Origin of the sequence: Marinobacterium sp. BA1, from assembly GCF_041155135.1 — a bacterium.
Lineage (GTDB): Bacteria > Pseudomonadota > Gammaproteobacteria > Pseudomonadales > Balneatricaceae > Marinobacterium > Marinobacterium iners.
The window spans coordinates 52,347-78,743 of sequence record NZ_BAAFHC010000001.1; the positions used below are offsets into that span (position 1 = coordinate 52,347).

27 protein-coding genes and 1 rRNA gene are annotated in these 26,397 nt (G+C 54.4%); 27 read left to right on the top strand and 1 reads right to left on the bottom strand.

Features of this window, described 5'->3' with window-relative positions; all coding sequences use genetic code 11:
- Nucleotides 1–8 precede the first annotated feature (8 nt).
- The 7 genes from miaA (at nt 9) to ACAM29_RS00285 (ending at nt 7,367) form a co-directional block, all read left to right on the top strand.
- Entirely contained in the window at nt 9–914 is a 906-nt protein-coding gene (gene miaA / locus ACAM29_RS00255) for a tRNA (adenosine(37)-N6)-dimethylallyltransferase MiaA (RefSeq protein ID WP_354410287.1), read from the top strand.
- Between the two features lie 117 nt (nt 915–1,031).
- The gene (hfq, locus tag ACAM29_RS00260; RefSeq protein ID WP_091827810.1) at nt 1,032–1,271 is read left to right on the top strand and encodes an RNA chaperone Hfq; all 240 of its coding nucleotides are present in this window, start codon (nt 1,032–1,034) and stop codon (nt 1,269–1,271) included.
- Nucleotides 1,272–1,279: 8 nt separating this feature from the next.
- Complete coding sequence (gene hflX / locus ACAM29_RS00265; protein WP_354410291.1) at nt 1,280–2,578, top strand: ribosome rescue GTPase HflX; 1,299 nt, start codon at nt 1,280–1,282, stop codon at nt 2,576–2,578.
- Between the two features lie 66 nt (nt 2,579–2,644).
- Nucleotides 2,645–3,853: an FtsH protease activity modulator HflK gene (hflK, locus tag ACAM29_RS00270; RefSeq protein WP_091827808.1), complete on the top strand. Its 1,209-nt coding sequence runs from the start codon at nt 2,645–2,647 to the stop codon at nt 3,851–3,853.
- Nucleotides 3,853–4,728: a protease modulator HflC gene (gene hflC / locus ACAM29_RS00275; RefSeq protein ID WP_091827807.1), complete on the top strand. Its 876-nt coding sequence runs from the start codon at nt 3,853–3,855 to the stop codon at nt 4,726–4,728. The genes hflK and hflC overlap by 1 nt, the downstream gene beginning before the upstream one ends.
- A 123-nt stretch (nt 4,729–4,851) precedes the next feature.
- Nucleotides 4,852–6,030, top strand: a complete 1,179-nt coding sequence (locus ACAM29_RS00280) for an ATP phosphoribosyltransferase regulatory subunit (RefSeq protein ID WP_091827806.1) — start codon at nt 4,852–4,854, stop codon at nt 6,028–6,030.
- 41 nt (nt 6,031–6,071) lie between these two features.
- Nucleotides 6,072–7,367, top strand: coding sequence for an adenylosuccinate synthase (locus tag ACAM29_RS00285; protein WP_354410298.1), 1,296 nt, complete (start codon nt 6,072–6,074; stop codon nt 7,365–7,367).
- Between the two features lie 92 nt (nt 7,368–7,459).
- Here the strand turns inward: ACAM29_RS00285 and ACAM29_RS00290 are convergent, their stop codons facing one another.
- Entirely contained in the window at nt 7,460–8,275 is an 816-nt protein-coding gene (locus tag ACAM29_RS00290) for an inositol monophosphatase family protein (protein ID WP_369622799.1), read from the bottom strand.
- A 130-nt stretch (nt 8,276–8,405) separates the two neighbouring features.
- On the opposite strand from ACAM29_RS00290, the gene ACAM29_RS00295 reads away from it, so the two are divergent.
- The 20 genes from ACAM29_RS00295 (at nt 8,406) to ACAM29_RS00390 (ending at nt 26,374) form a co-directional block, all read left to right on the top strand.
- Nucleotides 8,406–9,164, top strand: a complete 759-nt coding sequence (locus tag ACAM29_RS00295; protein ID WP_354410302.1) for an RNA methyltransferase — start codon at nt 8,406–8,408, stop codon at nt 9,162–9,164.
- Entirely contained in the window at nt 9,157–9,981 is an 825-nt protein-coding gene (gene cysE / locus ACAM29_RS00300) for a serine O-acetyltransferase (protein WP_091827802.1), read from the top strand. Before ACAM29_RS00295 ends, cysE begins: the two co-directional genes overlap by 8 nt.
- Nucleotides 9,982–10,047: 66 nt before the next feature.
- Nucleotides 10,048–10,530 carry a Fe-S cluster assembly transcriptional regulator IscR gene (gene iscR, locus ACAM29_RS00305; RefSeq protein WP_206835562.1) on the top strand — a complete coding sequence of 161 codons (483 nt, stop codon included), beginning with the start codon at nt 10,048–10,050 and terminating at the stop codon, nt 10,528–10,530.
- 20 nt (nt 10,531–10,550) lie between these two features.
- Nucleotides 10,551–11,765, top strand: a complete 1,215-nt coding sequence (locus ACAM29_RS00310; protein ID WP_091827800.1) for an IscS subfamily cysteine desulfurase — start codon at nt 10,551–10,553, stop codon at nt 11,763–11,765.
- A 27-nt stretch (nt 11,766–11,792) separates the two neighbouring features.
- On the top strand, nt 11,793–12,176 hold the full coding sequence (gene iscU / locus ACAM29_RS00315; protein ID WP_091827799.1) for a Fe-S cluster assembly scaffold IscU: 384 nt from the start codon (nt 11,793–11,795) through the stop codon (nt 12,174–12,176).
- A 39-nt stretch (nt 12,177–12,215) separates the two neighbouring features.
- The gene (gene iscA / locus ACAM29_RS00320; RefSeq protein ID WP_091827842.1) at nt 12,216–12,539 is read left to right on the top strand and encodes an iron-sulfur cluster assembly protein IscA; all 324 of its coding nucleotides are present in this window, start codon (nt 12,216–12,218) and stop codon (nt 12,537–12,539) included.
- 27 nt (nt 12,540–12,566) lie between these two features.
- Nucleotides 12,567–13,097 (top strand): Fe-S protein assembly co-chaperone HscB, encoded by a 531-nt coding sequence (gene hscB / locus ACAM29_RS00325; RefSeq protein ID WP_369622800.1) that lies wholly within the window; start codon nt 12,567–12,569, stop codon nt 13,095–13,097.
- A 10-nt stretch (nt 13,098–13,107) separates the two neighbouring features.
- Nucleotides 13,108–14,988, top strand: a complete 1,881-nt coding sequence (gene hscA, locus ACAM29_RS00330; protein WP_369622801.1) for a Fe-S protein assembly chaperone HscA — start codon at nt 13,108–13,110, stop codon at nt 14,986–14,988.
- A complete protein-coding gene (fdx, locus tag ACAM29_RS00335) occupies nt 14,988–15,326 on the top strand; it encodes an ISC system 2Fe-2S type ferredoxin (RefSeq protein WP_369622802.1) in 339 nt (112 codons plus the stop codon). The genes hscA and fdx overlap by 1 nt, the downstream gene beginning before the upstream one ends.
- Before the next feature lie 8 nt (nt 15,327–15,334).
- On the top strand, nt 15,335–15,535 hold the full coding sequence (iscX, locus tag ACAM29_RS00340) for a Fe-S cluster assembly protein IscX (protein WP_091827795.1): 201 nt from the start codon (nt 15,335–15,337) through the stop codon (nt 15,533–15,535).
- Nucleotides 15,536–15,628: 93 nt separating this feature from the next.
- Nucleotides 15,629–16,036 (top strand): nucleoside-diphosphate kinase, encoded by a 408-nt coding sequence (gene ndk / locus ACAM29_RS00345; RefSeq protein ID WP_206835551.1) that lies wholly within the window; start codon nt 15,629–15,631, stop codon nt 16,034–16,036.
- Between the two features lie 59 nt (nt 16,037–16,095).
- Entirely contained in the window at nt 16,096–17,229 is a 1,134-nt protein-coding gene (rlmN, locus tag ACAM29_RS00350; protein ID WP_369622803.1) for a 23S rRNA (adenine(2503)-C(2))-methyltransferase RlmN, read from the top strand.
- Between the two features lie 9 nt (nt 17,230–17,238).
- Nucleotides 17,239–18,015 (top strand): type IV pilus biogenesis/stability protein PilW, encoded by a 777-nt coding sequence (pilW, locus tag ACAM29_RS00355; protein ID WP_369622804.1) that lies wholly within the window; start codon nt 17,239–17,241, stop codon nt 18,013–18,015.
- Entirely contained in the window at nt 18,012–18,947 is a 936-nt protein-coding gene (locus tag ACAM29_RS00360; protein ID WP_369622805.1) for a RodZ domain-containing protein, read from the top strand. Before pilW ends, ACAM29_RS00360 begins: the two co-directional genes overlap by 4 nt.
- A 68-nt stretch (nt 18,948–19,015) precedes the next feature.
- Nucleotides 19,016–20,257: a histidine--tRNA ligase gene (hisS, locus tag ACAM29_RS00365; RefSeq protein WP_369625110.1), complete on the top strand. Its 1,242-nt coding sequence runs from the start codon at nt 19,016–19,018 to the stop codon at nt 20,255–20,257.
- A 37-nt stretch (nt 20,258–20,294) separates the two neighbouring features.
- Nucleotides 20,295–20,954: a tetratricopeptide repeat protein gene (locus ACAM29_RS00370; protein ID WP_091827789.1), complete on the top strand. Its 660-nt coding sequence runs from the start codon at nt 20,295–20,297 to the stop codon at nt 20,952–20,954.
- Nucleotides 20,951–22,099, top strand: coding sequence for an outer membrane protein assembly factor BamB (gene bamB / locus ACAM29_RS00375; protein ID WP_091827788.1), 1,149 nt, complete (start codon nt 20,951–20,953; stop codon nt 22,097–22,099). Before ACAM29_RS00370 ends, bamB begins: the two co-directional genes overlap by 4 nt.
- 75 nt (nt 22,100–22,174) lie before the next feature.
- Entirely contained in the window at nt 22,175–23,617 is a 1,443-nt protein-coding gene (gene der / locus ACAM29_RS00380) for a ribosome biogenesis GTPase Der (RefSeq protein ID WP_091827787.1), read from the top strand.
- Nucleotides 23,610–24,470, top strand: coding sequence for a glutamate racemase (murI, locus tag ACAM29_RS00385; RefSeq protein ID WP_369622806.1), 861 nt, complete (start codon nt 23,610–23,612; stop codon nt 24,468–24,470). Before der ends, murI begins: the two co-directional genes overlap by 8 nt.
- Nucleotides 24,471–24,831: 361 nt before the next feature.
- Nucleotides 24,832–26,374, top strand: a 16S ribosomal RNA gene (locus ACAM29_RS00390).
- The last annotated feature ends 23 nt before the right edge of the window (nt 26,375–26,397 follow it).

Consider the following 26,397-nt stretch of genomic DNA (forward strand, 5'->3'; position numbering starts at 1 on the left):
TTTTTGTGATGGGACCGACTGCGTCGGGTAAGACGGATCTGGCCATGAGGCTGTGTGACACATTGCCCTGTGATCTGATCAGCGTCGACTCGGCCATGATCTACCGAGATATGGATATCGGTACCGCCAAGCCCACCCCGGATGAGCTGCGAGCCTATCCTCACAGACTGGTGGATATTCTGGATCCGGCAGAGGCTTACTCGGCGGCGCAGTTCAGGGCGGATGCATTGGCAGAGATTGCCGATATTCAGTCGCGTGGGCGGATACCGCTGTTGGTGGGGGGGACCATGCTGTATTTCAATGCTCTTCAGCAGGGCTTGGCCAACCTGCCAGAGGCGGATCCGAAATTGCGTGCTCGGCTTGAGGCTGAAGCTGCCGAGCTGGGCTGGCCGGCCATGCATAAGCGCCTGGCTGAGGTGGATCCCGAGGGTGCACGTCGACTCAAGCCAACCGATGCTCAGCGGCTGCAGCGGGCGCTGGAGGTGTTTGAATTGACGGGCAGGCCGATCAGCGATCACTGGCGAGAACAGGCTGAGGCAAAGCTGCCATTTGATATTTTGCCGCTGGCGCTCATGCCGCAGGATCGCTCCAGGTTGCATCAGCGAATTGAACAGCGTTTTGATCTGATGCTGGCAGCCGGTTTCGAAGAGGAGGTGCGTCAGCTATGGGAGCGAGGTGATCTGCATGAACGGATGCCATCAATTCGTTGTGTTGGCTATCGACAGATGTGGTCCTGGTTCAGCGATGAATATGATCGCGACACCATGCGTTACAAAGGGGTAGTGGCTACGCGACAGTTGGCAAAGCGGCAATTGACCTGGTTGCGCAGTTGGCCGGATGTGAATTGGCTTGACAGTGAGGCGTCGAATTTAGTTTCCCATGCCTTGAAACTCGCGGACCCTGCCGTTATATAATGAATTGCGGTATGATCGCGCGCAAACTCTGTGCATACAGGTGTATGATGCCGGGTCAGTAACAATAGAATTAATTACAACTACATAAACAGCTATCCATTCTGGAAGGAGTTTGCAATGTCAAAAGGGCAATCACTACAAGACCCTTATCTTAATGTTCTGCGTAAGGAACGCGTTCCGGTATCCATTTTTCTGGTAAACGGCATCAAGCTGCAGGGACAGATTGAGTCTTTCGATCAGTTCGTGATTTTGCTGAAAAATACCGTCAGTCAGATGGTTTATAAACATGCCATTTCCACAGTAGTGCCTTCGCGTCCGGTCAAGCTGCCCGTGGCCGATGAAAAGCCTGCTGAATGAGGTATTAATTGTTTTTCGAACGTCCTGAATCTGGCGAGCGCGCGATCCTCGTCCATATCGAACTGGCCCGTGAGGCAGATCGCGAAAACCCCCGTGAACTTGAAGAGCTGGCGTTGTCAGCCGGGGCCGATCCGGTTGAATTTCTGACCGGGTCGCGCGCCGATCCCAGTCCCAAATTCTTTCTTGGCAAAGGCAAGGTGGAGGAACTTGGTAATCTCGTGCGTGAGCACGAAGCCGAGCTGGTCATCTTCAATCATTCCTTGAGCCCGGCACAGGAGCGCAATCTGGAGCGTGAGCTGCAGTGTCGTGTGCTGGACCGAACCGGCCTGATTCTGGATATTTTTGCCCAGCGTGCGCGCACCCATGAAGGTAAGCTTCAGGTTGAGCTGGCTCAGCTCGAGCACATGTCCACCCGATTAGTACGCGGCTGGACTCACCTGGAGCGACAGAAGGGCGGTATCGGCCTGCGTGGTCCTGGTGAAACCCAGCTCGAAACCGACCGTCGTCTGTTACGCGTTCGCATCAAGTCCATTCTCAAGCGACTGGAAAGGGTGCGCAAGCAGCGTGAGCAGGGGCGGCGGGCACGAAAACGCTCGGAAATACCCACCATCTCTCTGGTGGGGTATACCAACGCTGGCAAGTCTACCCTGTTTAATCGTCTAACTACGGCCAGTGTCTATGCGGCTGATCAGCTGTTCGCAACGCTGGACCCAACGCTGCGCAAGATTGAGCTGGCTGATGTGGGGTCGGCTATTCTGGCGGATACGGTGGGATTCATTCGTCACTTGCCGCACAAGCTGGTCGAGGCTTTTCGTGCTACCTTGCAGGAAACCACTGAAGCGGGTCTTCTGCTGCACGTGATCGATAGCTATGACGAAGAGCGCCTGGGTCACATCGAGCAGGTTGAAGCGGTGCTGGAAGAGATCGGTGCGGCAGAAGTCCCCGTACTACAGGTGTACAACAAGATTGATCAATTGCCGGATGCGCAGCCGCGCATAGACCGAGACGAGAACGGCGTGCCCTGGCGGGTGTGGGTGTCGGCGGTCAGCGGTGAAGGTATTGACCTGTTGCTGGCGGCAATCAGCGAACGCCTGGGTGAAGAGATGTTCCACCAGAAGCTGACCTTGACTCCAAGGCAGGGAGGTCTGCGTTCGCAGCTGTATGCGCAGGGCGCAGTGGTTACTGAAGAGGTGGATGACAGCGGCCAGATGCAGCTGGAGGTAAGGCTGCAGGTGAAAGATTTCAGACGGATACTCAGTCGTCTGGGGATTGATCAGGAACAATACCTGCCGCAAGGGGTCGACTAAGCGGGTCGGTTGCGGCGACAATGATATCCAATACAGTTAATCAAGCGGTTTAGTACGGAGAGCACTATGGCCTGGAATGAGCCCGGCGGGAATGGCAATAACCATGACCCCTGGAGTGGCGGCGGTGATAATCGCGGCAAGCGTGGTGGTGGCAATGATCAGGGTCCGCCTGATCTCGATGAGGCGCTGCGCAAGCTGCAGGATCGCCTGGGCGGTATCTTTGGGGGCGGCAAGAAGAAAGGTGGCTCCGGTGGCGGTTCGGGCAAGGGGCCGAGCAAGGCTGCAGGTGGCGGCTTCTTTGTTGTCATCATCGTACTGGCAGCCCTGTTTTGGGCAGGTATGGGGTTCTACACCGTCGACCAGCAGGAGCGTGGTATCGTGCTGCGCCTTGGCAAATACCACGACACGGTACAGCCGGGTCTGCAGTGGAATCCGCCGCTGATCGATGATGTTACCAAGGTGAATACCACCCGTATCCGTTCCTATGACCATCGCTCGTTGATGCTGACTGAAGATGAAAATATCGTTGATGTCGATATGACCGTTCAGTATGTGGTGGCAGACCCGGTCATGTACATTCTCAAGATTCGTGACCCGAGCGACAGTCTGGCACAGTCTTCGGAGTCGGCGCTGCGTCATGTGGTCGGTACTTCCGAGATGCACGGTATTCTGACGGAAGGGCGTGACACCCTCGCCCTGCAGGTGCAGGCGCGCTTGCAGCGCTACATGGAAGATTATTCGACGGGTCTGCAGATCTCCAAGGTTAACATCAAGAATGCTCAGGCACCTCGCCAGGTGCAGGATGCGTTTGATGATGTGATCAAGGCGCGAGAAGACGAACAGCGTGTAATCAACGAAGCTCAGGCCTATGCCAACGGTATTATTCCTGAGGCAAGGGGTCAGGCGCAGCGTTTGATGGAAGAATCCAATGCCTACCGTGAGGAGGTTGTTGCCAAGGCAACGGGTGAAGCCAGTCGCTTCACGGCACTTCTGACCGAGTACACCAAAGCGCCAGAGGTAACGCGTGAGCGTCTGTACATCGATACTTTGCAGGATGTGCTGAGCCGTACCGGTAAGGTGATGGTCGATGTGGAAGGGGGTAATAACATGATGTACCTGCCACTGGATCGCTTGACGGAGCAGCAGCCGTTGCGCGATACGTCTGGAAGGCCAGTCAGGTTGGATGAAAATACCCTGAATCAGCTGGCTGAGCAGGTACTGCAGGAGGCGCGTCAGCGTGCTCAGACAACCTCTGGCCTGAGGGAGGGGCGCTAATGAAACCGACAACATTGTTTGGGCTGATCGCCCTTCTTCTGGTCGTCATGGTGGGCTCCAAGTCCGTTTACATCATCAAGGAAACCGAGCGGGCAATTAAGCTGCGCTTTGGTGAGGTGGTTGAGGCTGATATCAAGCCGGGCCTGCATTTCAAAATTCCGTTCGTGAACACCATTCGCAAGTTCGAAGGGCGCATCATGACGTTGGATGCACGTCCACAGGCGTTCCTGACGCTGGAGAAAAAACGTCTTATCGTGGATTCCTTCGTCAAGTGGCGCATTGATAATGTAGAGAAATACTATACCGCGACATCCGGTGACGAGTTCCGGGCGGCTGATCTGCTTTCAAGCCGCATCGAAACCAGTCTTCGTAACCAGTTCGGTGAGCGCACGTTGACCGAGGTGGTTTCAGGTGCTCGTGAAGAGGTGATGGGTGCGGTCATTCGTGCACTGAGTCAGCTGGCGCAGAATGAGCTCGGTATCGAAGTCATCGATGTGCGTGTCAAGCGTATCGAGCTGCCGCAGGAAGTTTCTTCCTCCGTATATGAGCGTATGCGGACCGAGCGTCTGCGTTTGGCGCGAGAGTTGCGCTCACGCGGTAAGGAGCTTGCCGAGGGTATTCGTGCTGATGCGGATCGTCAGCGTACGGTGATCCTGGCGGATGCTTTCCGTGAAGCCGAAATTGTGCGCGGCGAAGGTGATGCCGAGGCAGCGGGAATCTATGCTGAGGCGTTTAATCGTGATGCTGAGTTCTACGGCTTTTACCGTAGCCTCAATGCCTACCGTGAGGCTTTCTCTGGAGCAGGTGACCTGTTCGTGCTGGATCCGAAGAGCGAATTCTTCCGTTATCTGAACAGTGCGACCGGAAACCAATAAGGTAAAGTGACTGTTGCCCAAAACCGGGTGCCTTTGGCACCCGGTTTCATGGTATAGTTGAACAACCGGGTTTGTGCCCGGTTTTTTTGTGATTCAGATCAACTGATGACAGCGGAGTAATGCATGGCCTTGGCAGATCGCTGGTTGCTGCCCGACGGAATTATGGAGCTGCTGCCGCCACAGGCGCGGCAGGTGGAGCTGATGCGGCGCAAAGTGCTGGATCTTTATGACAGCTGGGGTTACGACCTGGTCATGCCGCCCATTGCAGAGCATCTGGAGTCCCTGCTGACTGGCGTAGGGCATGATCTGGATCTCAATACCTTCAAGGTCACCGATGGTATCAGTGGGCATACACTGGGCGTACGCGCTGACATGACACCCCAGGTAGCACGCATTGATGCCCATCGTCTTCGTACGGAAGGCCCCAGTCGCCTCTGTTACTGTGGCTCGGTACTGCACACTCATCCCACCAATATGCTGGCTTCTCGCAACCCGGTCCAGCTGGGTGCGGAGCTTTACGGCCATGCGGGCCCCGACAGTGATGTTGAGGTGATTGCACTAATGCTGGAAACGCTGTCGGCGGTAGGTGTTGCCGGGCCAATCAGCCTGGACCTGGGTCATGTAGCGGTATTCAGTCGGCTGATGCAGCTGTGTCAGTTGAATCAACAGCAGCAGGCTGACTATCAGGATATGCTGCAGCGCAAGGCACTGCCTGAGATTGATCGGTTTGTTGCCGCACTCGGGCTGGATGATCGCTCAACTACCTGGTTACAGACGTTGCCTCGCTTGAATGGCTCGGTGGATGTCTTGGCGCGTGCGCGTGACTTGTTTGCCAGCGATGTTGAGCTTGTGCGTGCAGTTGATGCGCTGGACACATTGGCGCAACGCGTTGTGCTGCGCTGTGAGGGTGTATCAACCTATTTTGATCTGAGTGAGTTGCGCGGCTACCACTACCACACAGGCGTGGTGTTTGCGGCATATACTCCCAGCTATGGTCAGGCGCTTGCCAAGGGTGGACGTTATGACAACATCGGTCGTGATTTTGGCCGTGCCCGCCCGGCAACCGGCTTCAGTGCTGACCTGAAAACTTTGATTGATCTGTCTGCTTCCCGGCCTGCTGCCAACACCAACGCTGTGCTGGCTCCCGCAGGTGAGGATCAGACGTTGCAACAGGCGATTCGTCTGCTGCGTACCTCCGGTGAGCGAGTTGTACAGCAGCTGGATGGTGAGATTTCCGAACCCGGTCGCTTCCGGCGGCAGCTGGTTCCAAAGGGTGGTGACTGGGTCGTTATCGACCTTTGAGCGCATTTTTTTCTGATATCTAACGAGCATTCGAGACAGCAATGGGTAAAAACGTCGTTGTTCTGGGCACCCAGTGGGGTGATGAAGGCAAGGGTAAGATCGTTGATCTACTGACCGAGCAGGTCGCTGCCGTAGTCCGCTTCCAGGGAGGTCATAACGCAGGCCATACACTGGTGATTGATGGTGAAAAGACAGTCCTGCACCTGATTCCATCCGGCATTCTGCGTCAAAATGTACTTTGTCTGATCGGCAACGGAGTGGTGCTGTCACCGGAGGCTTTGCTGAAGGAAATTGCTGAGCTGGAAGGGCGTGGTGTGCCGGTGCGTGAGCGTCTGCAGCTGAGTCCGGCCTGTCCTTTGATTTTGCCCTACCACGTTGCGCTGGATCAGGCGCGTGAGTTGGCGCGCGGCAATGCCAAGATCGGTACTACTGGTCGTGGTATCGGCCCGGCATACGAAGACAAGGTCTCCCGGCGTGGTCTGCGCTTGGGTGATATGGCCGATCCTGAGCGTTTCGCCACCAAACTGCGGGAAGTGCTGGAGTACCATAACTTCGTGCTGCAGAACTACTACAAGGTAGATGCCGTCGATTTCCAGCAAACGTTTGATGAAGCCATGGAAATGGCCAAGACGCTGGTGCCGATGATGACGGATGTGACGGCCAAGCTGCATCAGTTGCGCAAACAGGGTGCGAGCATCATGTTTGAGGGCGCACAGGGCTCCTTGCTGGATATTGATCACGGCACCTATCCTTACGTGACATCGTCCAACACCACTGCAGGCGGCACTTCGACCGGAAGCGGCTTTGGTCCTCTGTATCTGGACTATATTCTGGGTATCACCAAGGCCTACACCACGCGCGTTGGTGGCGGGCCTTTCCCGACCGAGCTGCATTGTGGTGTGGGGCAGCGGTTGGCTGAGCGCGGTCACGAGTTTGGCTCAACCACGGGGCGTGCTCGTCGCTGTGGCTGGTTTGATGCGGTGGCACTGCAGCACGCTATTCAGATCAACTCGGTTTCCGGTATCTGCCTGACCAAGCTGGATGTGCTGGATGGTCTTGAAGAGATCAATATCTGTACGGGCTACCGTGACAGTAACGGCAACAGTGTGACTTCGCTTAACGGCAGTGAAGACTATGAGCAGATTCAGCCGGTTTACGAGACCGTGCCGGGCTGGCAGGAGTCGACCCTTGGTGCGCGTACACTGGAAGAGTTGCCGGCTAATGCGCGGGCATACATCGCCCGTCTTGAGCAGCTGATTGAAGCGCCGATCGATATTATCTCGACCGGCCCTGACCGTAACGAGACCATCGTGCTGCGTGATCCGTTCGATGCCTGAGATTCACTGATCTGCAGCTGAAAAAAAACCGCATCCAAGGATGCGGTTTTTTTTGGCTTAAAGCAAGCTCGATCAGGAGCGAGCTGAATGAATCAGCGTAACCCTTCGGCAGTGGCCGGGTGCAGTGTGCGCAGCAAGGCCTTGAGAATCTTGGAGTTGGCCGTGACCAGGTTGCCGCGTTCGCTGTAGCTGTTGCCGCCAGAGAAGTCGCCGACCAGGCCGCCAGCCTCACGGATCAGCAGCAGTCCTGCCGACAGCTCTGAAGGGCTGAGACCGATCTGGTAGAACCCATCCAGCCGTCCTGCTGCCGTGTAGGCCAGGCTCAGTACAGGAGATCCGCTGTTGTGGAGGGTTGCGCCTGCCTGCATGATTTCCTGCATCATGCGAACATGAGATTCCAGCCAGGGCTTGTCGCTCTTGCGTGCGTGATAGCCGGTACCGATGATGGCGCCTTCCAGTGAGGTGCGGTTGCTTACTCGCAGGCGCTTGCCGTTCAGCTGTGCGCCCTTGCCGCGGCTTGCGGTGAACTCTTCGCCAAACATGGGGTTGAATACCACGCAGTGTTCAGCCTTGCCGTTGACGAAACCGGTGATGCTGAGCGCGAACATTGGCAGGGCGTTGGAGAAGTTGGTCAGGCTGTCAATCGGGCTGATATGCCATTCACAGTGGCCTGGGCCTTCACCAATCGGCGCATGTTGACCCGTATACTCACCGATCAGGCTGTGGTGCGGGTACGCCTTTTGAATGGTGTTGGTAATCGTGCGTTCAGCCTGCTGGCACAGATCACTGATGAACTCAGCAACATCGGCCTGTTCGGACTTGATCAGGTCAAGGCGTTCGAGGGTGCGGGAAATCTGTTCGCCTGCGAGTCGTGCTGCCCGCAGTGCTATATTAACCATCGGTTGCATCAGTGTCGGTTTCCGGTCTTCGTGGTTGTCAAAGTCCTATTGTAGCTTAGTCGGAGCCTGCGCTGAACAGGTGGTCTGCAACTCGGTGATGTTCTGATAGAATAGCCAGCTTTTAACGGCGTGCCTCCCTATGTCTGATCACATCAGAATCGTACTGGTTAACACAACCCATCCCGGTAATATCGGTGGTGTCGCGCGAGCGATGAAGAATATGGGTGTCAGTGATCTTTGTCTGGTAGAGCCCAAGAGCTTTCCACATCCTGATGCCGATGCCAGAGCCTCGGGTGCGACCGATATCCTTGAAAAGGCCCGCGTGGTGTCTACCCTGGATGAGGCATTGGCGGATTGTGGGCTGATTTTCGGTACCAGTGCACGTGAGCGTCATATTCCCTGGCCGCTGGTAAATCCTCGCGAGCTGGCTGCCATCGCGACTCCGCTTGAAGGTAAGGCGCGTGTTGCCATTCTGTTTGGCCGCGAAGACCGGGGATTGACCAACGAGGAACTGCAGCGTTGTCACCACCATGTACATATCCCGGCTGTTGAAAGTTTTAGCTCGCTCAATATTGCAGCGGCTGTACAGGTTATTACCTACGAGTTGCGAATGGCACAAGTGGCCGATCAACAGGCGGCCCGCCCCCAGTGGGGGACTGACTGGGATATAGAGCTGGCAGAGCAGCGTGAGCTGGAACTGATGTTTGAACACCTTGAGCGTACGTTGGTGGAGATTGAGTTTCTTGATCCGAATAACCCGCGTCAGTTGATGCCCCGCTTGCGACGTCTGCTTCAACGTGCTGTGCCGGATAAAGTCGAAGTGAATGTATTACGCGGTATCCTTACGGCCATCGAGCGCCGTTCGGGGCAAGTGAAAAAGGACAAATCCGATGTTTGATCAGGTTCGTGAAGATATTCGCTCGGTATTTCACCGGGATCCTGCTGCACGTAATGCCTTCGAGGTGTTGACGGCCTACCCTGGATTGCACGCAATCTGGTTTCACCGTATTGCCAACTGGTTCTGGCACAAGGGCTTGAAATGGCTGGCGCGAATGATTTCCAATCTTGCGCGGTGGCTGACAGGTATTGAAATTCATCCCGGTGCGACCATTGGGCGGCGTTTTTTCATCGATCACGGTATGGGGGTTGTGATCGGGGAAACCGCCGAGATTGGTGATGATGTAACGCTCTATCATGGCGTGACTCTGGGCGGCACCACCTGGAATAAGGGGAAGCGCCATCCCACGCTTGGAAATAACGTGGTATGCGGTGCAGGTGCGAAGGTGCTGGGTCCCATTATGATCGGCGAGGGTGCGCGTGTTGGCTCCAATGCCGTAGTTACGCGTGACGTACCAGCGGATGCCACAGTGGTCGGTATTCCCGGGCGCGTGATTCGGCGCCATCCCGATGAAGACTCTCCTGAAGAGCAAAAACGGCGCCAAATGGCAGATAAGGTTGGGTTTGATGCCTATGCGGTTTCCCGTGAAGTGTCTGATCCGGTGGCACATGCCATTCGTTGTCTGCTGGATCACATGCAGGCGATGGATCACAAGGTTGAAACCATGGGTAAGGCGCTGTGTGAGCTCAAGCCGGGCTATTGCAACGAGGAGCTGCCTGAGCTGAAGTCGGAAGATTTTGAAGCCGCGGTGGATGAGCCTGAAACGTTGCGTCCTGCAGCGGAGCGCAAAGACCCGGTGAACATGTCGGACAAATAGTTGACTAATTTAGTAGGGATTTGCATAATACCCACAGACTCGCAAGAGTGGGTGTGAGGGATAATTATGCGATTGACAACTAAAGGGCGTTACGCCGTAACGGCGATGCTTGATCTGGCATTGCACGAAGGCAAGGGGCCGATCAGCTTGGCTGATATCTCCGAACGGCAGGGAATCTCTCTGTCTTATCTGGAGCAGCTGTTTGCCAAGCTTCGCCGCAACGAGCTTGTGCGCAGTGTGCGTGGGCCTGGTGGAGGATATCAGCTCAAGCGAGAGCAGGGTCTGATCAATGTGGCTGAAGTGATCGATGCGGTCAACGAGTCGGTGGATGCAACCGGCTGCCAGCACAACGGTGGCTGTCAGGGTGGTGAAGTATGCCTGACGCATCATCTCTGGTGCGACCTGAGTGATCAGATTCACGGCTTTCTGAGTAGCATCAGTCTGGCTGATCTGGTTGCACGACGAGATGTCCAACAGGTGGCAGATCGTCAGCAGCGGCTGATCGCCAGTACTACCGAACAATCAGCGCGCCACAAAGCCGCTGTGTGAGAGTTTTTTGGAGAGATGAGATGAAACTGCCGATCTACCTTGATTACGCTGCAACCACACCGGTTGATCCGCGCGTGGCTCAGAAGATGACCGAGTGTCTGACACTGGACGGGAACTTTGGTAACCCGGCGTCCCGTTCCCACCTGTTCGGCTGGAAAGCTGAAGAAGCGGTGGAAAATGCGCGTCGTCAGGTGGCTGATCTGCTGGGTGCGGACCCGCGTGAAATTGTTTGGACATCCGGTGCCACCGAGTCTGACAACCTTGCAATCAAGGGTGTTGCCCACTTCTATAACAAGAAGGGTAAACATATCATCACCTCGAAAATTGAGCACAAGGCGGTGCTTGACCCCTGCCGTCAGCTGGAACGTGAAGGTTTTGAGGTGACATATCTGGAACCGGACAGCAACGGTATTATCAGTCCGCGCCAGGTTTCCGAAGCGCTGCGCGATGACACTATTCTGGTGTCCCTGATGCACGTGAATAATGAAATCGGCACCATTACCGATATCGCGGCCATCGGCGAGATTACCCGTGAAAAGGGTGTTCTCTTCCACGTCGACGCGGCTCAGAGCGCTGGCAAACTGCCAATCAATCTCAACGAGCTAAAGGTGGATCTGCTGTCGGTCTGCGCACACAAGATTTATGGCCCCAAGGGTGTTGGTGCTCTTTATGTACGCCGCAAGCCGCGTGTACGCATCGAAGCACAGATTCATGGCGGTGGTCACGAGCGTGGCATGCGTTCCGGTACCTTGCCGACCCATCAGATTGTAGGGATGGGTGAGGCTTTCCGTATCGCAGGTGAAGAGATGGCGGCTGAAACTGCCCGGCTTGAAACACTGCGCGCACGTCTTTGGGATGGTGTGCAGAATATGGAAGAGGTTCACGTTAACGGCTCCACCGAGCAGCGCGTACCGGGAATCCTGAATATCAGCTTTGCCTTCGTGGAAGGCGAGTCGCTGCTGATGTCGATAAAGGATCTGGCGGTTTCCTCAGGCTCTGCCTGTACCTCAGCAAGCCTTGAACCGTCCTATGTGCTGCGTGCACTGGGGTTGAATGATGAGCTGGCACACAGCTCCATCCGTTTCTCGCTGGGTCGATTCACCACTGAAGAAGAGGTGGATTATGCAGTTGAACAATGCCGTCACGCAGTGGAAAAACTGCGTGAACTGTCGCCGCTGTGGGATATGTATAAAGACGGCGTCGATTTGAGCAAGGTTGAGTGGGTTCACCACTAACACCGCTAAAGTTTTTGGAGGTTTATCATGGCTTACAGCGAACAGGTAATTGATCATTACGAAAATCCGCGCAATGTCGGTAAAATGGACGCCGATGACCCGCATGTAGGCACCGGTATGGTTGGTGCCCCGGCGTGTGGTGACGTAATGCGACTGCAGATCAAGGTCAGTGACGAGGGTGTAATTGAAGATGCACGCTTCAAGACCTACGGCTGCGGGTCAGCCATTGCATCCAGCTCTCTGGTGACCGAGTGGGTCAAGGGGATGACACTGGATCAGGCATCCGAGCTGAAAAACTCTCGTATTGCCGAAGAGCTGGCATTGCCGCCGGTGAAGATCCACTGCTCGGTTCTGGCCGAAGATGCGATCAAGGCTGCAGTAGAAGACTACCGCAAGAAACAGCAGAAGTGAGTGAAAGCGGGGGCTGGTGCCCCCGTTACTGGGGTGATTATGGCGATTAGCATGACACAGGCCGCGGTTGACCATGTCGCGCGCTACCTGGAACAGCGAGGCCACGGGGAAGGTATACGCCTTGGCGTCAGAACCTCGGGCTGCTCCGGCATGGCTTATGTGCTGGAATTTGTTGATTCCGGCGAGCCTGAAGATGAGGTGTTTGAGTTCGGTGGAGTGAAGGTAATGATTGACCCCAAAAGCCTGACTTACCTTGACGGTACTGAGCTGGACTTTGTTCGAGAAGGGCTCAACGAAGGGTTCAAGTTCAACAACCCGAACGTACGAAGTGAATGTGGTTGCGGTGAAAGCTTCAACATCTGACCCGTTCGGGGTTATTGAGGTCGGTTGATGGATATCACGCGCAACTATTTTGAATTTCTCGGCCTGCCGGTCGGTTTTGATATCGATCAGGCCGAACTCTCCTCGCGTTACAGGGAGCTGCAAAAGCAGCTTCATCCTGACAGACATTCACATCAGTCTGACCGAGAGCAGCGTCTTGCGGTTCAGTATACTGCCTATCTGAATGAAGCCCTCTCGACTCTCAAGTCACCGTTGCGGCGAGCGCAGTATCTATTATCCCTCCAGGGTATCGATACAGTGCATGATTCACGCGTACAGCTCGATCCCATGTTTCTCATGGAACAGATGGAGCTGCGTGAGCAGGTAGCTGAAGCGCCTGAATGCAGTGACCCCGAGGCGGAGTTGGAGCGTTTGACGGCGTTGGTAGAAGCTGAGCTGCGCTCGCTGGAGTCCGGCTTTGCTCGTGCCTGGGAAGCCCAGTCGCTGGAGCAGGCGGAGCTACAGGTGCGCAAGATGCAATTCATGTCCAAGCTGCAGACGGAAGTCGCAGCGCTCGAAGACAGACTGTTCGAAGACTAACGGAAGCACTATGGCACTACTGCAAATAGCTGAACCCGGACAGAGTCCGGAGCCGCACGCGCGCAAGCTGGCGGTCGGAATTGATCTGGGTACGACGAACTCACTGGTGGCATCGGTGCGCAGTGGGGCTGCTGTTACCCTGGCGGATGCGCAGGGGGGACATCTGTTGCCCTCAGTTGTGCGCTATCGCGCCGGTGAGGCTCCTCTGGTCGGTGCTGGAGCGCTGGCAGGTGCCGCCCAGGATCCACACAATACCATCAGTTCAGTCAAGCGCCTGATGGGGCGTGGCGTAGAGGCGATGAAAGGGCTGGGTAACGAAATGCCGTATCATCTGGTCGCGTCCGATTCTGGCATGCCCTATCTGCAAACGGCGGCCGGGAACAAGAGCCCGGTAGAGGTCTCGGCTGATATATTGTCTGAACTGGCTGAGCGTGCGCGTGCAGCGCTGGGTGGTGAATTGGAAGGTGCCGTTATTACGGTCCCTGCCTATTTTGATGATGCTCAGCGTCAGGCAACGAAGGATGCGGCGCAGCTTGCTGGACTTAAGGTGCTTCGCCTGCTGAACGAACCGACGGCTGCAGCGGTTGCTTATGGTCTGGATCAGGAAGATGAGGGCGTGATCGCCGTCTATGATCTGGGCGGTGGAACCTTTGATATCTCCATTCTGCGACTGAACCGTGGAGTGTTTGAAGTGTTGGCTACCGGTGGCGATACGGCGCTGGGTGGTGATGATTTCGACCGCATGCTGGCGGAATACCTGTTGCAGCAGAGTGGTTTGGCTGAGCAGCTGGATGCGTCATCGGCACGCAGCGTTTCAGCCCTTGCGCGACGCATAAAAGAGCGCCTTACGAATGAAGCTGAGGTGACTGAGACTCTTTCGGCCGGTGGTCGGGAGGTGGAGGTGCATGTTTCCCGTGCTCAGTTTGATGCGCTGATCGAACCGCTTGTGAGCCGTACCCTGCGTACCTGTCGACGTACATTGAAGGATGCAGGCATAGATAAGGCTGATATCGCTGAAGTTGTCATGGTGGGCGGCTCAACCCGCGTACCGCGTGTACGCGATGCGGTGGGCGAATTCTTTGGTCGAGCGCCACATATTGATATAGATCCGGATCGTGTGGTGGCGATCGGAGCGGCGCTGCAGGCGGATGTGCTGGTTGGCAACAAGCCTGACAGTGACATGCTGCTGCTGGATGTCATTCCCCTGTCCCTCGGACTTGAAACCATGGGCGGGCTGGTTGAAAAGATTGTACACCGTAATACGGCGATCCCGGTTGCAAGGGCGCAGGAGTTCACCACCTATCAGGATGGTCAGACCGCAATGGCGATCCACGTGCTTCAGGGCGAACGTGAACTGGTCAGTGACTGCCGTTCACTGGCACGCTTTGTTCTGCGCGATATTCCGCCGATGGCCGCGGGCGCAGCCAAGATTCGTGTGACTTTTCAGGTTGATGCTGACGGTTTGCTCAATGTGTCCGCGCAGGAGCTTTCAACAGGTGTGGTCAGCAGCATTCAGGTGAAGCCGTCCTATGGCCTGAGCGATGACGAAATTGCACGTATGCTGAAAGAGTCCTACAGTCATGCGGCGGAAGATCTTGAGGCTCGAAATCTGCGCGAACAGCAGGTTGAGGCCGAGCGTATTATCGCTGCACTGAGGGCGGCCATGTCGCAGGATGGAGGCCTCCTGAATGAGGCTGAAGTCTCCATGCTGCAGTCCGAAATTGCAACGCTTGAGCGACTGGTTGCAGAGGCTGATTACCGTCGCATCGAAGCGGGGGTTGAGCAGTTGGCTAAGGCCAGTGACTTCTTCGCTTCACGTCGGATGGACCAGAGCATTTCCCGTGCCCTGTCCGGCCATACCATTGATGAAATCGATAAGGAGACCCGCTGATGCCACAGGTAATCTTTCTTCCGCATGAGGAATTGTGCCCTGAAGGCAAGGTCATAGAGACAGAAGGCGGCATCACAATCTGTGATCTGGCACTGGCCAACGGCATCGAAATTGAACATGCCTGCGAAAAATCCTGCGCCTGTACCACTTGTCATGTCATTGTACGTGAAGGCTTTGATTCTCTTAATGAGGCGGATGAGCTCGAAGATGACATGCTCGACAAGGCCTGGGGGCATGAGCCGGAGTCGCGTCTCAGTTGTCAGGCAGTTGTGGATAGTATGGATCTGGTAGTTGAAATTCCCAAGTACACCATTAATCAGGTGTCAGAACAGCACTGAGGTGAGTTATGGGTCTCAAGTGGACGGATGTAAACGATATTGCCATAGAGCTGGTTGAGCGCTTTCCGGAACAGGATCCGCTGAGAATCAGTTTCCCCGACCTTTATAGTCGGGTGATGGAACTCGATGAGTTTGATGATGATCCTGATCACTGTGGCGAAAAAATCCTCGAAGCGATCCAGATGGCCTGGATCGAGGAAATGGATTGACAGCTTTGATAGTCGCTGCTGTTCAGTAAGAGGTGCTTTGCGTATAATGTTGCGCCTTATTGACCTTAGTACTATAGATTGGGGATGTTACCTATGGCAGTTGAACGCACACTTTCCATCATCAAGCCGGACGCAGTGGCAAAGAACGTAATTGGCGAAATCGTTAGCCGTTTTGAGAAAGCTGATCTGAAAATTGTCGCCATGCAGATGAAGCAGCTGAGCAAGCAAGACGCTGAAGGCTTCTACGCTGAGCATAAAGAGCGTCCGTTCTTTGCTGATCTGGTTGCCTTCATGACTTCCGGTCCGGTTGTTGTGCAGGTGCTGGAAGGCGAGAATGCAATTGCTCTGAATCGCGAACTGATGGGCGCGACTAACCCGAAAGAAGCGGCTGAGGGCACCATTCGCCGTGACTTCGCCGAGTCCATTGATGCCAATGCGGTACACGGTTCCGACTCTGCCTCTTCTGCCGAGCGCGAAATCGCCTATTTCTTCGGCGCCTGATAGACCCTTCGGGCTGCCCGTCCGGGCAGCCTGTTACCCCAAAGACGAGTAAACATCCGATGTCCGAGTCCCCCACCAAGATCAATCTGCTGGGACTGTCGCCCACCAAGCTGGAAGACTTTTTTGAGCAGATGGGCGAAAAGCGTTTTCGTGCCACTCAGGTGCTTAAATGGCTGCATCAGCAGGGCGCATCCAGCTTCGATGAGATGACCAATATCAGCAAGGCGTTGCGTGCTCGATTGGTTGAAATGGCTGAGATTCGCGAGCCTGAGATCCTGTTGGACAAGGTGTCCAAAGACGGGACCCGCAAATGGGTCATTCGGATGGATGGTGGTTCGGCGATCGAAATGGTGCTCATTCCTGATGGCGACCGACGTACGCTGTGTGTGTCATCACAGGTCGGGTGCTCACTTGATTGCAGTTTCTGTTCGACCGGCAAGCAGGGTTTCAATCGTAACCTGTCAACGGCTGAAATTATTGCTCAGCTCCGTGTGGCTATCCGTGCCTATGGCCCGTTTGATCCGTCAGAACGCCGGGTCAGCAACGTGGTGTTGATGGGCATGGGTGAGCCGCTTATGAACTTCGACAATGTTGTTGATGCGACTCAATTGATGATGGATGACAATGCCTACGGTCTGTCTAAACGTCGCGTTACGCTGAGTACGGCGGGTGTGGTGCCTGCACTGGACAGGCTGCGTGAAGTCAGTGACGTGTCATTGGCCATTTCGCTGCACGCACCAAACAATGCATTGCGTAACGAACTGGTTCCAATCAACAAGCGTTACCCAATTGAAGAGCTGATCGCCGCCTGCAATCGTTATCTTGAGGGATTGAATGACAAACGTGTGATTACGGTCGAGTACACTCTTATTGAGGGTGTTAATGATCAGCCTGAGCACGCGCGGGAGCTGGTTAAGGTGCTGCGCCAGGTGCCCTGTAAGTTGAACCTCATTCCGTTCAACCCTTTCCCCAATTCTGATTATCGTCGCCCATCGGAAGGGGCGATTCAGCGCTTCAAGGATATTATGCTGAAAGCTTCGATCATTACGACGGTAAGGCGTACCCGTGGCGATGATGTGGATGCAGCTTGTGGGCAGCTTGTGGGTCAGGTTGAAGACCGTACCCGGCGTAGCCAAAAGTATATTCCTGTGGTACAAGAAGAGCCTGTTCACGTAAAGAGTCAAAGGTTATAAGGGGGTAGAGTGAAACGATCCGGTGTGTTGATGTTGCTGCTTGCAGTAACGCTGATGGCTGGCTGCGCGAGCCAGACCACCGGTTCCGGCAATGCTGCCAATTCACCTCAGGATGCACTGGAGGCCTATACCAATCTTGGTCTGCAGTATCTTCAGGCGGGCAATACCGTCAATGCCAAAACGTCGGTTCAGCGTGCCATAGCAATCGATTCTGGCTATGCCCCGGCCTATAACGCAATGGCGCTGATTTTTCAGACCGAGCAGGAATTCGAGCTCGCTGAAGAATATTTCCGCAAGGCGATGTCGGCTGACAGAACCTCCGCCATGATTCATAACAACTACGGAGCCTTCCTGTTCTCGCAGCAGCGTTATGGAGAGGCATGTGAGCAGCTTAACCAGGCAACCACTGATCCTTTTTATCAGCAGCGTGCGCAGGCATTCGAGAATCTGGGCCGATGTTACCTTTTGATCGATACACCTGAGAAAGCGGAAGAGGCCTTCAGGCGCTCTCTGGCAATTAATGGTAACCGGCCGGTTGCGTTGGTCGAGCTGTCTGGGTTGTTGCTGGATAAGGGCGAGAATGCAGCATCCAATCGTTTGTTTGAACGTTTTCGTGAACTGGTTGATCAGCAGCGTACAGAGCACAGCTCCAGAAGTCTTTGGTTGGGGATACGGCTGGCTCGCGCAGAGCGTAATGTGTCCCGTGCTGCAACCTATGCGCTGCTGCTCAAGAATTTGTACCCGAAGTCGCAAGAATATCGGCTTTATGAGGAGACAGCTCAGTGAGCGAAGAAGCCCGGTCCGAAAGCACAAGCAGCGATTTTCCAGCAGTTCAGTTCACTCAGGCCCGTGAGCAGCAAGGGCTGAGTGTTGAACAGGTATGCAGGCAGCTGAATTTATCCAAGGCGGTTGTACAAGCGATTGAAAAGGGGGACCTGCAGTACCTGTCTGATCCCGTTTTTTCGCGTGGCTATATACGTTCCTATGCCAAGTTTCTCAGGCTTGACGCAGATGCAATCGTTGCCAGTTATAATCGTGCAAGCGGTAATGTCCAAATGGCCAGTGCGGTTAAGGCCATCGGCACGGTTTCAACCGTACCGGGTCGTCATCAGGGGCGTCCATTGCTCAAGATTGGCAGTTGGCTTTTTGTACTGGCATTGATTGCGGCCAGTGTCTGGTGGTGGCAAACCCAGCAGGGCCTCACGACAGCAGATCGTGAACCACTGGATAACAGGCCTTTATCAATAGAAACTAGCGATGGAAACACCTTGATTTTACCTCAGTTGGATGATCTTGCCCCTGAGGGGTCTGCTTCAGACAAGAGTGAGGACGTTGTTGCCGCGCCCATCGCAGCGGCCGATGAGGAAGAACCGGTCTACCTTACTGAAGAGCAGATCGAACAATTGCAGGACGAGCAAGAGGCGGCGTCCTCTGCGGCTGAGCAGGAGCGGGAGTCTACTCCTGCTACGTCGGTTTCCAACGGTCTCGAAGTGGCATTCAGCGATGACTGCTGGATCAGCATTCGTGAGGTTGGTGGGCGCACGTTGTTCAACGGTGTGGCGCAGGCAGGCCAGTCGCTGAATTTCCAGAGCGACTCCACGTTGGCTGTGGTTATCGGTAAGGTCAATGCCGTACGTATGCTCAGCTATGAAGGGGAGTCCATTGATCTTGCCGTGTTGAGCAAGGACAATGTCGCCCGTTTTAGTCTACCTCTTTAAAAGTTCCCACATATTCTCATCGAAACAGGAAAGCTGACGTTTTGAGCAAAATTAAAGCCATTCGCGGCATGAATGACATCCTGCCGGACCAGACACCGGTTTGGCAGTACCTTGAAAGCACTGTAAAAAATGTACTTGGTAGCTATGGCTATGCTGAAATTCGCATGCCGGTGGTAGAGCAAACTGATCTGTTCAAGCGCTCAATAGGTGAAGTAACCGATATTGTTGAGAAAGAAATGTATACCTTTGAAGATCGCAATGGCGAAAGTCTGACACTGCGGCCAGAGGGGACGGCATGTTGTGTTCGTGCCGGTGAAGAGCATGGCCTCCTGTACAATCAGACGCAGCGTCTCTGGTATCAGGGGCCCATGTTTCGTTATGAAAAACCACAAAAAGGTCGTTATCGCCAGTTCCACCAAGTAGGTGTTGAAGCTTTTGGTATGGCCGGACCGGATATTGATGCTGAAATTATTCTCATGAGTGCCGCTTTGTGGCGTCAACTGGGCCTGGACCAGTCTGTAACGCTGCAGCTGAACTCACTGGGCAGCAACGAAGCGCGCGCACGTTACCGCGATGCACTGGTGGAATATCTTAGCAGGCATTCTGACCAGCTTGATGAGGACAGCCTGCGCAGGCTGGAATCAAACCCTCTGCGTATCCTGGACTCCAAGGAGGAGGGTACGCGCAAACTGCTTGAGCAGGCCCCGGTACTGACAGACTACCTCGATCAGGAGTCTGCGGCTGACTTCGAGCAGCTGTGCGCAATTCTGGATGCTGCCGGAGTGCAGTATGAGGTTAACCCTTATCTGGTTCGTGGTCTGGACTATTATTGCAAAACCGTTTTCGAATGGGTAACAGACCAACTGGGGGCTCAGGGTACTGTATGTGCCGGTGGTCGCTATGATGGGCTGGTAAAGCAGCTTGGCGGGAAACCAACACCTGCGGTTGGTTTTGCAATGGGTGTTGAGCGTTTGATTCTTCTGCTTGAGACTCTGGCGCTGGTTCCTGATCATGTGCGCCAGACCTTTGATCTTTACCTGGCGGCAGAACACAAGGGGTTGCAGGCGGACCTGATTTTGCTGGCCGAGCAGCTGCGTGAATGCCTGCCGGGGCTCCGTATTCGAACCCACTGCTCGGGACTGAAAAATATCGCGGCCAAAGCTCGTCAGACCGGAGCGCCGGTAATAGCGCTACTCAAGCAAACCGAGTCCGATGAGATGCAGGCATCTCTTTGGTATCAGGAACAGACAGTATATGATCTTGGCATTCAGCAGCTGACAGACCAGCTGAAACAAATTTTTACACGCTGAAGTTTAGCCAGGCGATTCAATTTAGCAGGAGTGGACAGTGGCAGAATTGCGTACCGAAGAAGAGCAGGTGCAGGCGCTCAAGGATTGGTGGAAGGAAAACGGCAAGGCATTGGTAGTTGGTGTCGCGGCTGCGGTGGCAATCGTGCTCGGCTGGAAAGCCTGGCAGAGTAATCAGGAGCAGAAAGCAGCCAATGCGTCTGCCCTTTACCAGAATCTGACAGAAGCGGTACAGCTGTCTGCCGGTGGTGTGAATGACTCTCAATATGCAACAGCGGTTCATCTGAATGAGCAGCTTCGCTCTGACTACGCTGACACGGCTTATGCACGCTATGGTGCCCTCATGATGGCAGCAATGGCCGTTGGAAATGGAGAGGTTGAGCGCGCGTTGCAGGAGCTGGACTGGACCTTGGGCGCAACGGATGAAGTCGATAATATTGTTCGTGTGGCTACACTGCGAAAGGCAATGCTGTTGAGCCAGCAGGGGAACGCGGATACTGCTATTAGCCTGCTGGAGAATGCTGATGCGGGTACTTATGAGGTGCAGTATCAGGAACTTCTGGGAGACCTTCATGCCAATAACGGTCGACCGGCTGAAGCTTTCGCAGCCTATGATCGAGCCCTGCAGCTGGGCGGCGGCGAACAGCTGCGTCCGCTTCTGAAAATGAAACGGGATGACCTTGCAGGAGCCGAGTCATGAAATGCTGGGTAAAAACAGCCGCAGCGATTGCCGTGAGTGTTTCCCTTGCTGGCTGTGGGTTGTTCAGTAGCGAAGAAACCGTTGAGCCAAATCCACTGGTTGACTTCGAAGCCGAACAGCAATTTCAACAGCTGTGGAGTCTGAGTACCGGTGGTAGTTTGGGCTCCAAGTTTCATCAACTGGTTCCTTCCATTGATGAACAGCAGATTTTTGCAGTCAATGTTGAAGGTGATCTGGTTGCAGCGGATCTGGCATCCGGGCGTATCAATTGGCGTGTCGAGTTGGAAACTCCGATAGGAGGTGGTGTTGGTGCCGGAAACGGTATCGTGGTCCTCGCGACAGAGTCGGGTGAAGTGATCGCTTTCGATACCACAGACGGTAGTGAGCGTTGGCGCTACCAAGCTTCCTCCGAAGTGATTTCCCAGCCGCAGATGAATGCGGAGCTCGTTGTTGTACAGCAGCTGGATGGCAAGATTACGGCACTTGAAGTGGGCAGTGGTGAACGGCGCTGGAGTTATGACAGTCAGATACCACGTCTCAGTCTGCGCGGTACAAGCGCCCCCATTGTGGCTGCTGACCTGACTCTGGCCGGTTTTGCCAATGGCAAGCTTGTTGCCGTCGAGAATGCATCGGGGCGGCCTGTCTGGGAGCAGCGTATTTCGCTGGCTGAGGGGCGGTCGGAGCTTGAGCGTATCGTTGATATTGATGGTAAACCGCTTGTCTACAACCGTATCGTTTATGTTGGCAGCTATCAGGGACGCTTGGTGGCACTGAATCCAGGTAATGGACAGGTTGTCTGGAGTCAGGATTTGTCTACCTATCGTGGGCTTGCTGGTGGTTTCGGTAATGTGTACGCAATTTCGGATGAAGACCATGTGCATGCATTCGATGCGCGTAACAGTGCCAGTGTGTGGAGCCAGGATGGTCTTCAGTATCGACGCCTGACTACACCGGTTGTGCTCGGTAACTCTCTGGTTACGGCTGATGCAGATGGTTATCTGCATGTGTTGTCTCAGGTTGACGGTCATTTTACAGCTCGCCATCGCGTCAGCTCCTCCGGTGTCCAGAGTGATCTGCTGGTACGTGATGATGTGCTTTATGTGCTCAGCAATGATGGTCGTCTGACTGCGCTGAAATTTAAATAATCCGGATCTGTGGGTCCATTATCGGCGGCCGCTGTTATCCACAGTGGCCGCCGAGTTGTTTTCAGGTGAAATCCTATGTTGCCCGTAATTGCACTGGTTGGTCGTCCCAACGTTGGCAAATCCACACTGTTCAATCGTTTGACACGCTCGCGTGATGCACTTGTTGCAGATTTGCCGGGTTTGACCCGTGACCGCAAGTACGGAGAAGGCCGTGTTGGCGATTGTGACTACATTGTTATCGATACTGGTGGTATTTCAGGGGATGAGGCCGGCATTGATCAACGGATGGCCGAGCAGTCACTGTTCGCGATAGAGGAAGCGGATGTAGTTCTGTTCCTTGTAGATGGTCGTGCAGGCCTCAACCCGGCTGATGAAATGATTGCCGATCACCTGCGGCGCAACAATAAGTCATGCTGGCTGGTTGTGAACAAGACCGACGGGATCGACCCGGATACCGCCATGGCTGATTTTCATGCGCTCGGTATTGGTGAGCCTGTTGCCATAGCCGCTTCACACGGGCGTGGTGTCAGTCAGCTGATTGACGAAGTGCTGGCGCCCTTTGTTTCTGAGGAAGAGGAGGGCGGCGAAGAGGCGGCTAAGGAAGCCTATACAGATAATATTCGAATTGCCGTGATCGGACGCCCGAACGTGGGTAAGTCAACCCTGGTTAACCGGATGCTGGGCGAAGACCGCGTGGTTGTCTTTGACCAAGCGGGCACAACACGTGACAGTATCTACATTCCTTATGAACGTGATGAGCAGAAATATATTCTGATCGACACAGCGGGTGTACGAAGGCGGAAAAATATCAAAGAAGCGGTGGAGAAGTTCTCCATCGTAAAAACGCTGCAGGCAATCAAGGATGCAAATGTTGTTATCAGCGTGATTGATGCGCGTGAGGGTGTAACCGAGCAGGACTTGAGCATGCTTGGGTTTGTCATTGACTCCGGGCGGGCATTGGTTGTTGCACTTAATAAATGGGATGGCATGAGCCCGGACGATCGTGCCGATGTTAAAAAGCAAGTAGAACGAAAACTGGAATTTGCTGCATTTGCTCGCTTTCACTTTATTTCTGCGCTGCATGGCTCGGGTGTTGGTGATCTGTATATCTCTGTTAACGAAGCTTTCGATTCAGCAATGGCGAAATGGTCTACCAATCAGCTGACTCGACTGCTGGAAGATGTAGTGGCTGACCACCAGCCGCCGGCAGTAAACAATCGACGCATCAAGTTACGCTATGCACACCAGGGTGGCTCCAACCCGCCAATCATCGTAGTGCATGGTAATCAGACGGATGCGTTACCCGGCTCTTACAAGCGCTATCTTGAAAACCGCTTTACCAAATATTTGAAAGTACGTGGAACACCGATTCGATTTGAGTTCCGTACGGGCGACAATCCTTTTGCTGGACGCAAAAATACCCTGACTGCTCGCCAAGAAGCCAAAAAGGAGCGCAGTCGTCAACACATCAAAACGCTGAAGCATAAAGCCAAGAAGCGAGCTCGACGTGATGGCTAAGTCTGTAGATTCACGATCAGAATATGCCATTGGTGTATTTGACTCCGGTGTTGGCGGCTTGACCGTCCTTAATGCGCTCAGGCAAGCCTTACCGGAAGAACATCTCGTCTATCTCGGCGATACCGCAAGAGTGCCGTACGGTACAAAAAGTGCCTTGTCGGTCCGGCGTTATGCCGAGCAAGCTGTCTGTGCTCTGAGTAGTCGCCAGATAAAGGCTATCGTTGTTGCCTGCAACACAGCCTCGGCCATGGCGCTTGAGCATTTGCAGGCCTGCTACCCGGATCTTCTGGTACTGGGTGTAATCGAGCCAGGTGCTGATGCAGCGTGCAGAGTGAGTCAACAGGGGCATATCGGTGTTATCGCGACCGAAAGTACAACAAACAATCAGGCATATCAGAAAGCTATTCTTCGTTTGAGGCCCGATGCACGTATTCGTGCTCAAGCATGCTCTCTGTTTGTTGCTTTGGCGGAAGAGGGTTGGCATGAAGGCGACCTGGTAGAGCAGATAGTCGCGCGTTGTCTTCAACCCCTGCTGATGGCTGATAGTCAGTTTCCGTTGGACACGCTGGTATTAGGCTGTACTCATTTCCCTGCATTGAGGGGTGCTATAGCAGCAGTGACCGGTGACGATATTCAGTTGGTTGATTCAGCTCAGACCACCGCTGAAGCGGTAAAGTGCGAGCTGGAAGCCAAAGCGCTGCAGAACAAGAACCAAATACGGGGCAGTCTGACTTTTTTGGTGACAGATGGGCCAGAGCGCTTTGCACGAGTGGCGACGAACTTTTTCAATGAGCGAATCGATCCGGGTTCGGTTGAACTGATCGATATCCAGCACTACGCTTCTGAGTGTTAAAAAAGTTTTGACAGGGCGTTGACAGCGATCCGAATCGCTGTAGAATACGCCACCTCATCAGCGCTGACCGCGCGTTGTTTTCTCCGCCAAGGCAGTGAAAACAAACGAAAAAAAACGGTTGACACTGAAACGGGTTGCGGTAGAATACGCGCCTCGCTTGAGACAACAGGTTGCACCGAACGGTGCGGTTGGCCAAGCCCGCTATTTAACAAATTGATCAGGTAATATGTGTGGGCGCTTGTCAGGATTGAGCACACAAAGCTTAATCAAGGCAAGCAACCTAACTGAATATTCATTTAGCGTTGTGTAATACCTTGAGCCGAATGAAAAGCTGCTTGCAGCTTTGAATTCACAAGATTTTAAACTGAAGAGTTTGATCATGGCTCAGATTGAACGCTGGCGGCAGGCCTAACACATGCAAGTCGAGCGGTAGCACAGAGAAGCTTGCTTCTTGGGTGACGAGCGGCGGACGGGTGAGTAACGCGTGGGAATCTACCTGGTAGTGGGGGACAACAGTCGGAAACGACTGCTAATACCGCATACGCCCTTCGGGGGAAAGTGGGGGATCTTCGGACCTCACGCTATCAGATGAGCCCGCGTCGGATTAGCTTGTTGGTGAGGTAAAGGCTCACCAAGGCGATGATCCGTAGCTGGTCTGAGAGGATGACCAGCCACACTGGGACTGAGACACGGCCCAGACTCCTACGGGAGGCAGCAGTGGGGAATATTGGACAATGGGGGCAACCCTGATCCAGCCATGCCGCGTGTGTGAAGAAGGCCTTCGGGTTGTAAAGCACTTTCAGCTGTGAGGAAAGGCGAGTGGTTAATACCCGCTTGCTGTGACGTTAACAGCAGAAGAAGGACCGGCTAACTCCGTGCCAGCAGCCGCGGTAATACGGAGGGTCCGAGCGTTAATCGGAATTACTGGGCGTAAAGCGCGCGTAGGTGGTTCAGTCAGTCAGATGTGAAAGCCCCGGGCTCAACCTGGGAACTGCACCTGATACTGCTGAGCTAGAGTACGGTAGAGGGTAGTGGAATTTCCGGTGTAGCGGTGAAATGCGTAGAGATCGGAAGGAACACCAGTGGCGAAGGCGACTACCTGGACCGATACTGACACTGAGGTGCGAAAGCGTGGGTAGCAAACAGGATTAGATACCCTGGTAGTCCACGCCGTAAACGATGTCAACTAGCCGTTGGGGGACTTGATCCTTTAGTGGCGAAGCTAACGCGATAAGTTGACCGCCTGGGGAGTACGGCCGCAAGGTTAAAACTCAAATGAATTGACGGGGGCCCGCACAAGCGGTGGAGCATGTGGTTTAATTCGAAGCAACGCGAAGAACCTTACCTACTCTTGACATCCAGAGAACTTTCCAGAGATGGATTGGTGCCTTCGGGAACTCTGAGACAGGTGCTGCATGGCTGTCGTCAGCTCGTGTTGTGAAATGTTGGGTTAAGTCCCGTAACGAGCGCAACCCTTATCCTTATTTGCCAGCGAGTAATGTCGGGAACTCTAAGGAGACTGCCGGTGACAAACCGGAGGAAGGTGGGGATGACGTCAAGTCATCATGGCCCTTACGAGTAGGGCTACACACGTGCTACAATGGCCGGTACAGAGGGCTGCAAACTCGCGAGGGCAAGCTAATCTCACAAAACCGGTCGTAGTCCGGATCGCAGTCTGCAACTCGACTGCGTGAAGTCGGAATCGCTAGTAATCGTGAATCAGAATGTCACGGTGAATACGTTCCCGGGCCTTGTACACACCGCCCGTCACACCATGGGAGTGGGTTGCACCAGAAGTAGCTAGTCTAACCTTCGGGAGGACGGTTACCACGGTGTGATTCATGACTGGGGTGAAGTCGTAACAAGGTAGCCCTAGGGGAACCTGGGGCTGGATCACCTCCTTAAACGATTGCGAAGTTCTGGCAAG

Bases quoted from the DNA above. Each gene is read 5' to 3' on its own strand.
- hscB (WP_369622800.1), top strand. From the start codon at position 12,567: ATGGATATCACGCGCAACTATTTTGAATTTCTCGGCCTGCCGGTCGGT.
- ndk (WP_206835551.1), top strand. From the start codon at position 15,629: ATGGCAGTTGAACGCACACTTTCCATCATCAAGCCGGACGCAGTGGCA.
- hscA (WP_369622801.1), top strand. From the start codon at position 13,108: ATGGCACTACTGCAAATAGCTGAACCCGGACAGAGTCCGGAGCCGCAC.
- ACAM29_RS00280 (WP_091827806.1), top strand. From the start codon at position 4,852: ATGGCCTTGGCAGATCGCTGGTTGCTGCCCGACGGAATTATGGAGCTG.
- iscA (WP_091827842.1), top strand. From the start codon at position 12,216: ATGGCGATTAGCATGACACAGGCCGCGGTTGACCATGTCGCGCGCTAC.
- iscR (WP_206835562.1), top strand. From the start codon at position 10,048: ATGCGATTGACAACTAAAGGGCGTTACGCCGTAACGGCGATGCTTGAT.
- miaA (WP_354410287.1), top strand. From the start codon at position 9: ATGGGACCGACTGCGTCGGGTAAGACGGATCTGGCCATGAGGCTGTGT.
- hfq (WP_091827810.1), top strand. From the start codon at position 1,032: ATGTCAAAAGGGCAATCACTACAAGACCCTTATCTTAATGTTCTGCGT.
- hflK (WP_091827808.1), top strand. From the start codon at position 2,645: ATGGCCTGGAATGAGCCCGGCGGGAATGGCAATAACCATGACCCCTGG.
- hisS (WP_369625110.1), top strand. From the start codon at position 19,016: ATGAATGACATCCTGCCGGACCAGACACCGGTTTGGCAGTACCTTGAA.
- ACAM29_RS00295 (WP_354410302.1), top strand. From the start codon at position 8,406: ATGTCTGATCACATCAGAATCGTACTGGTTAACACAACCCATCCCGGT.
- hflC (WP_091827807.1), top strand. From the start codon at position 3,853: ATGAAACCGACAACATTGTTTGGGCTGATCGCCCTTCTTCTGGTCGTC.
- murI (WP_369622806.1), top strand. From the start codon at position 23,610: ATGGCTAAGTCTGTAGATTCACGATCAGAATATGCCATTGGTGTATTT.
- iscX (WP_091827795.1), top strand. From the start codon at position 15,335: ATGGGTCTCAAGTGGACGGATGTAAACGATATTGCCATAGAGCTGGTT.
- bamB (WP_091827788.1), top strand. From the start codon at position 20,951: ATGAAATGCTGGGTAAAAACAGCCGCAGCGATTGCCGTGAGTGTTTCC.
- ACAM29_RS00285 (WP_354410298.1), top strand. From the start codon at position 6,072: ATGGGTAAAAACGTCGTTGTTCTGGGCACCCAGTGGGGTGATGAAGGC.
- iscU (WP_091827799.1), top strand. From the start codon at position 11,793: ATGGCTTACAGCGAACAGGTAATTGATCATTACGAAAATCCGCGCAAT.
- cysE (WP_091827802.1), top strand. From the start codon at position 9,157: ATGTTTGATCAGGTTCGTGAAGATATTCGCTCGGTATTTCACCGGGAT.
- fdx (WP_369622802.1), top strand. From the start codon at position 14,988: ATGCCACAGGTAATCTTTCTTCCGCATGAGGAATTGTGCCCTGAAGGC.
- rlmN (WP_369622803.1), top strand. From the start codon at position 16,096: ATGTCCGAGTCCCCCACCAAGATCAATCTGCTGGGACTGTCGCCCACC.
- ACAM29_RS00310 (WP_091827800.1), top strand. From the start codon at position 10,551: ATGAAACTGCCGATCTACCTTGATTACGCTGCAACCACACCGGTTGAT.
- der (WP_091827787.1), top strand. From the start codon at position 22,175: ATGTTGCCCGTAATTGCACTGGTTGGTCGTCCCAACGTTGGCAAATCC.
- ACAM29_RS00290 (WP_369622799.1), bottom strand. From the start codon at position 8,275: ATGCAACCGATGGTTAATATAGCACTGCGGGCAGCACGACTCGCAGGC.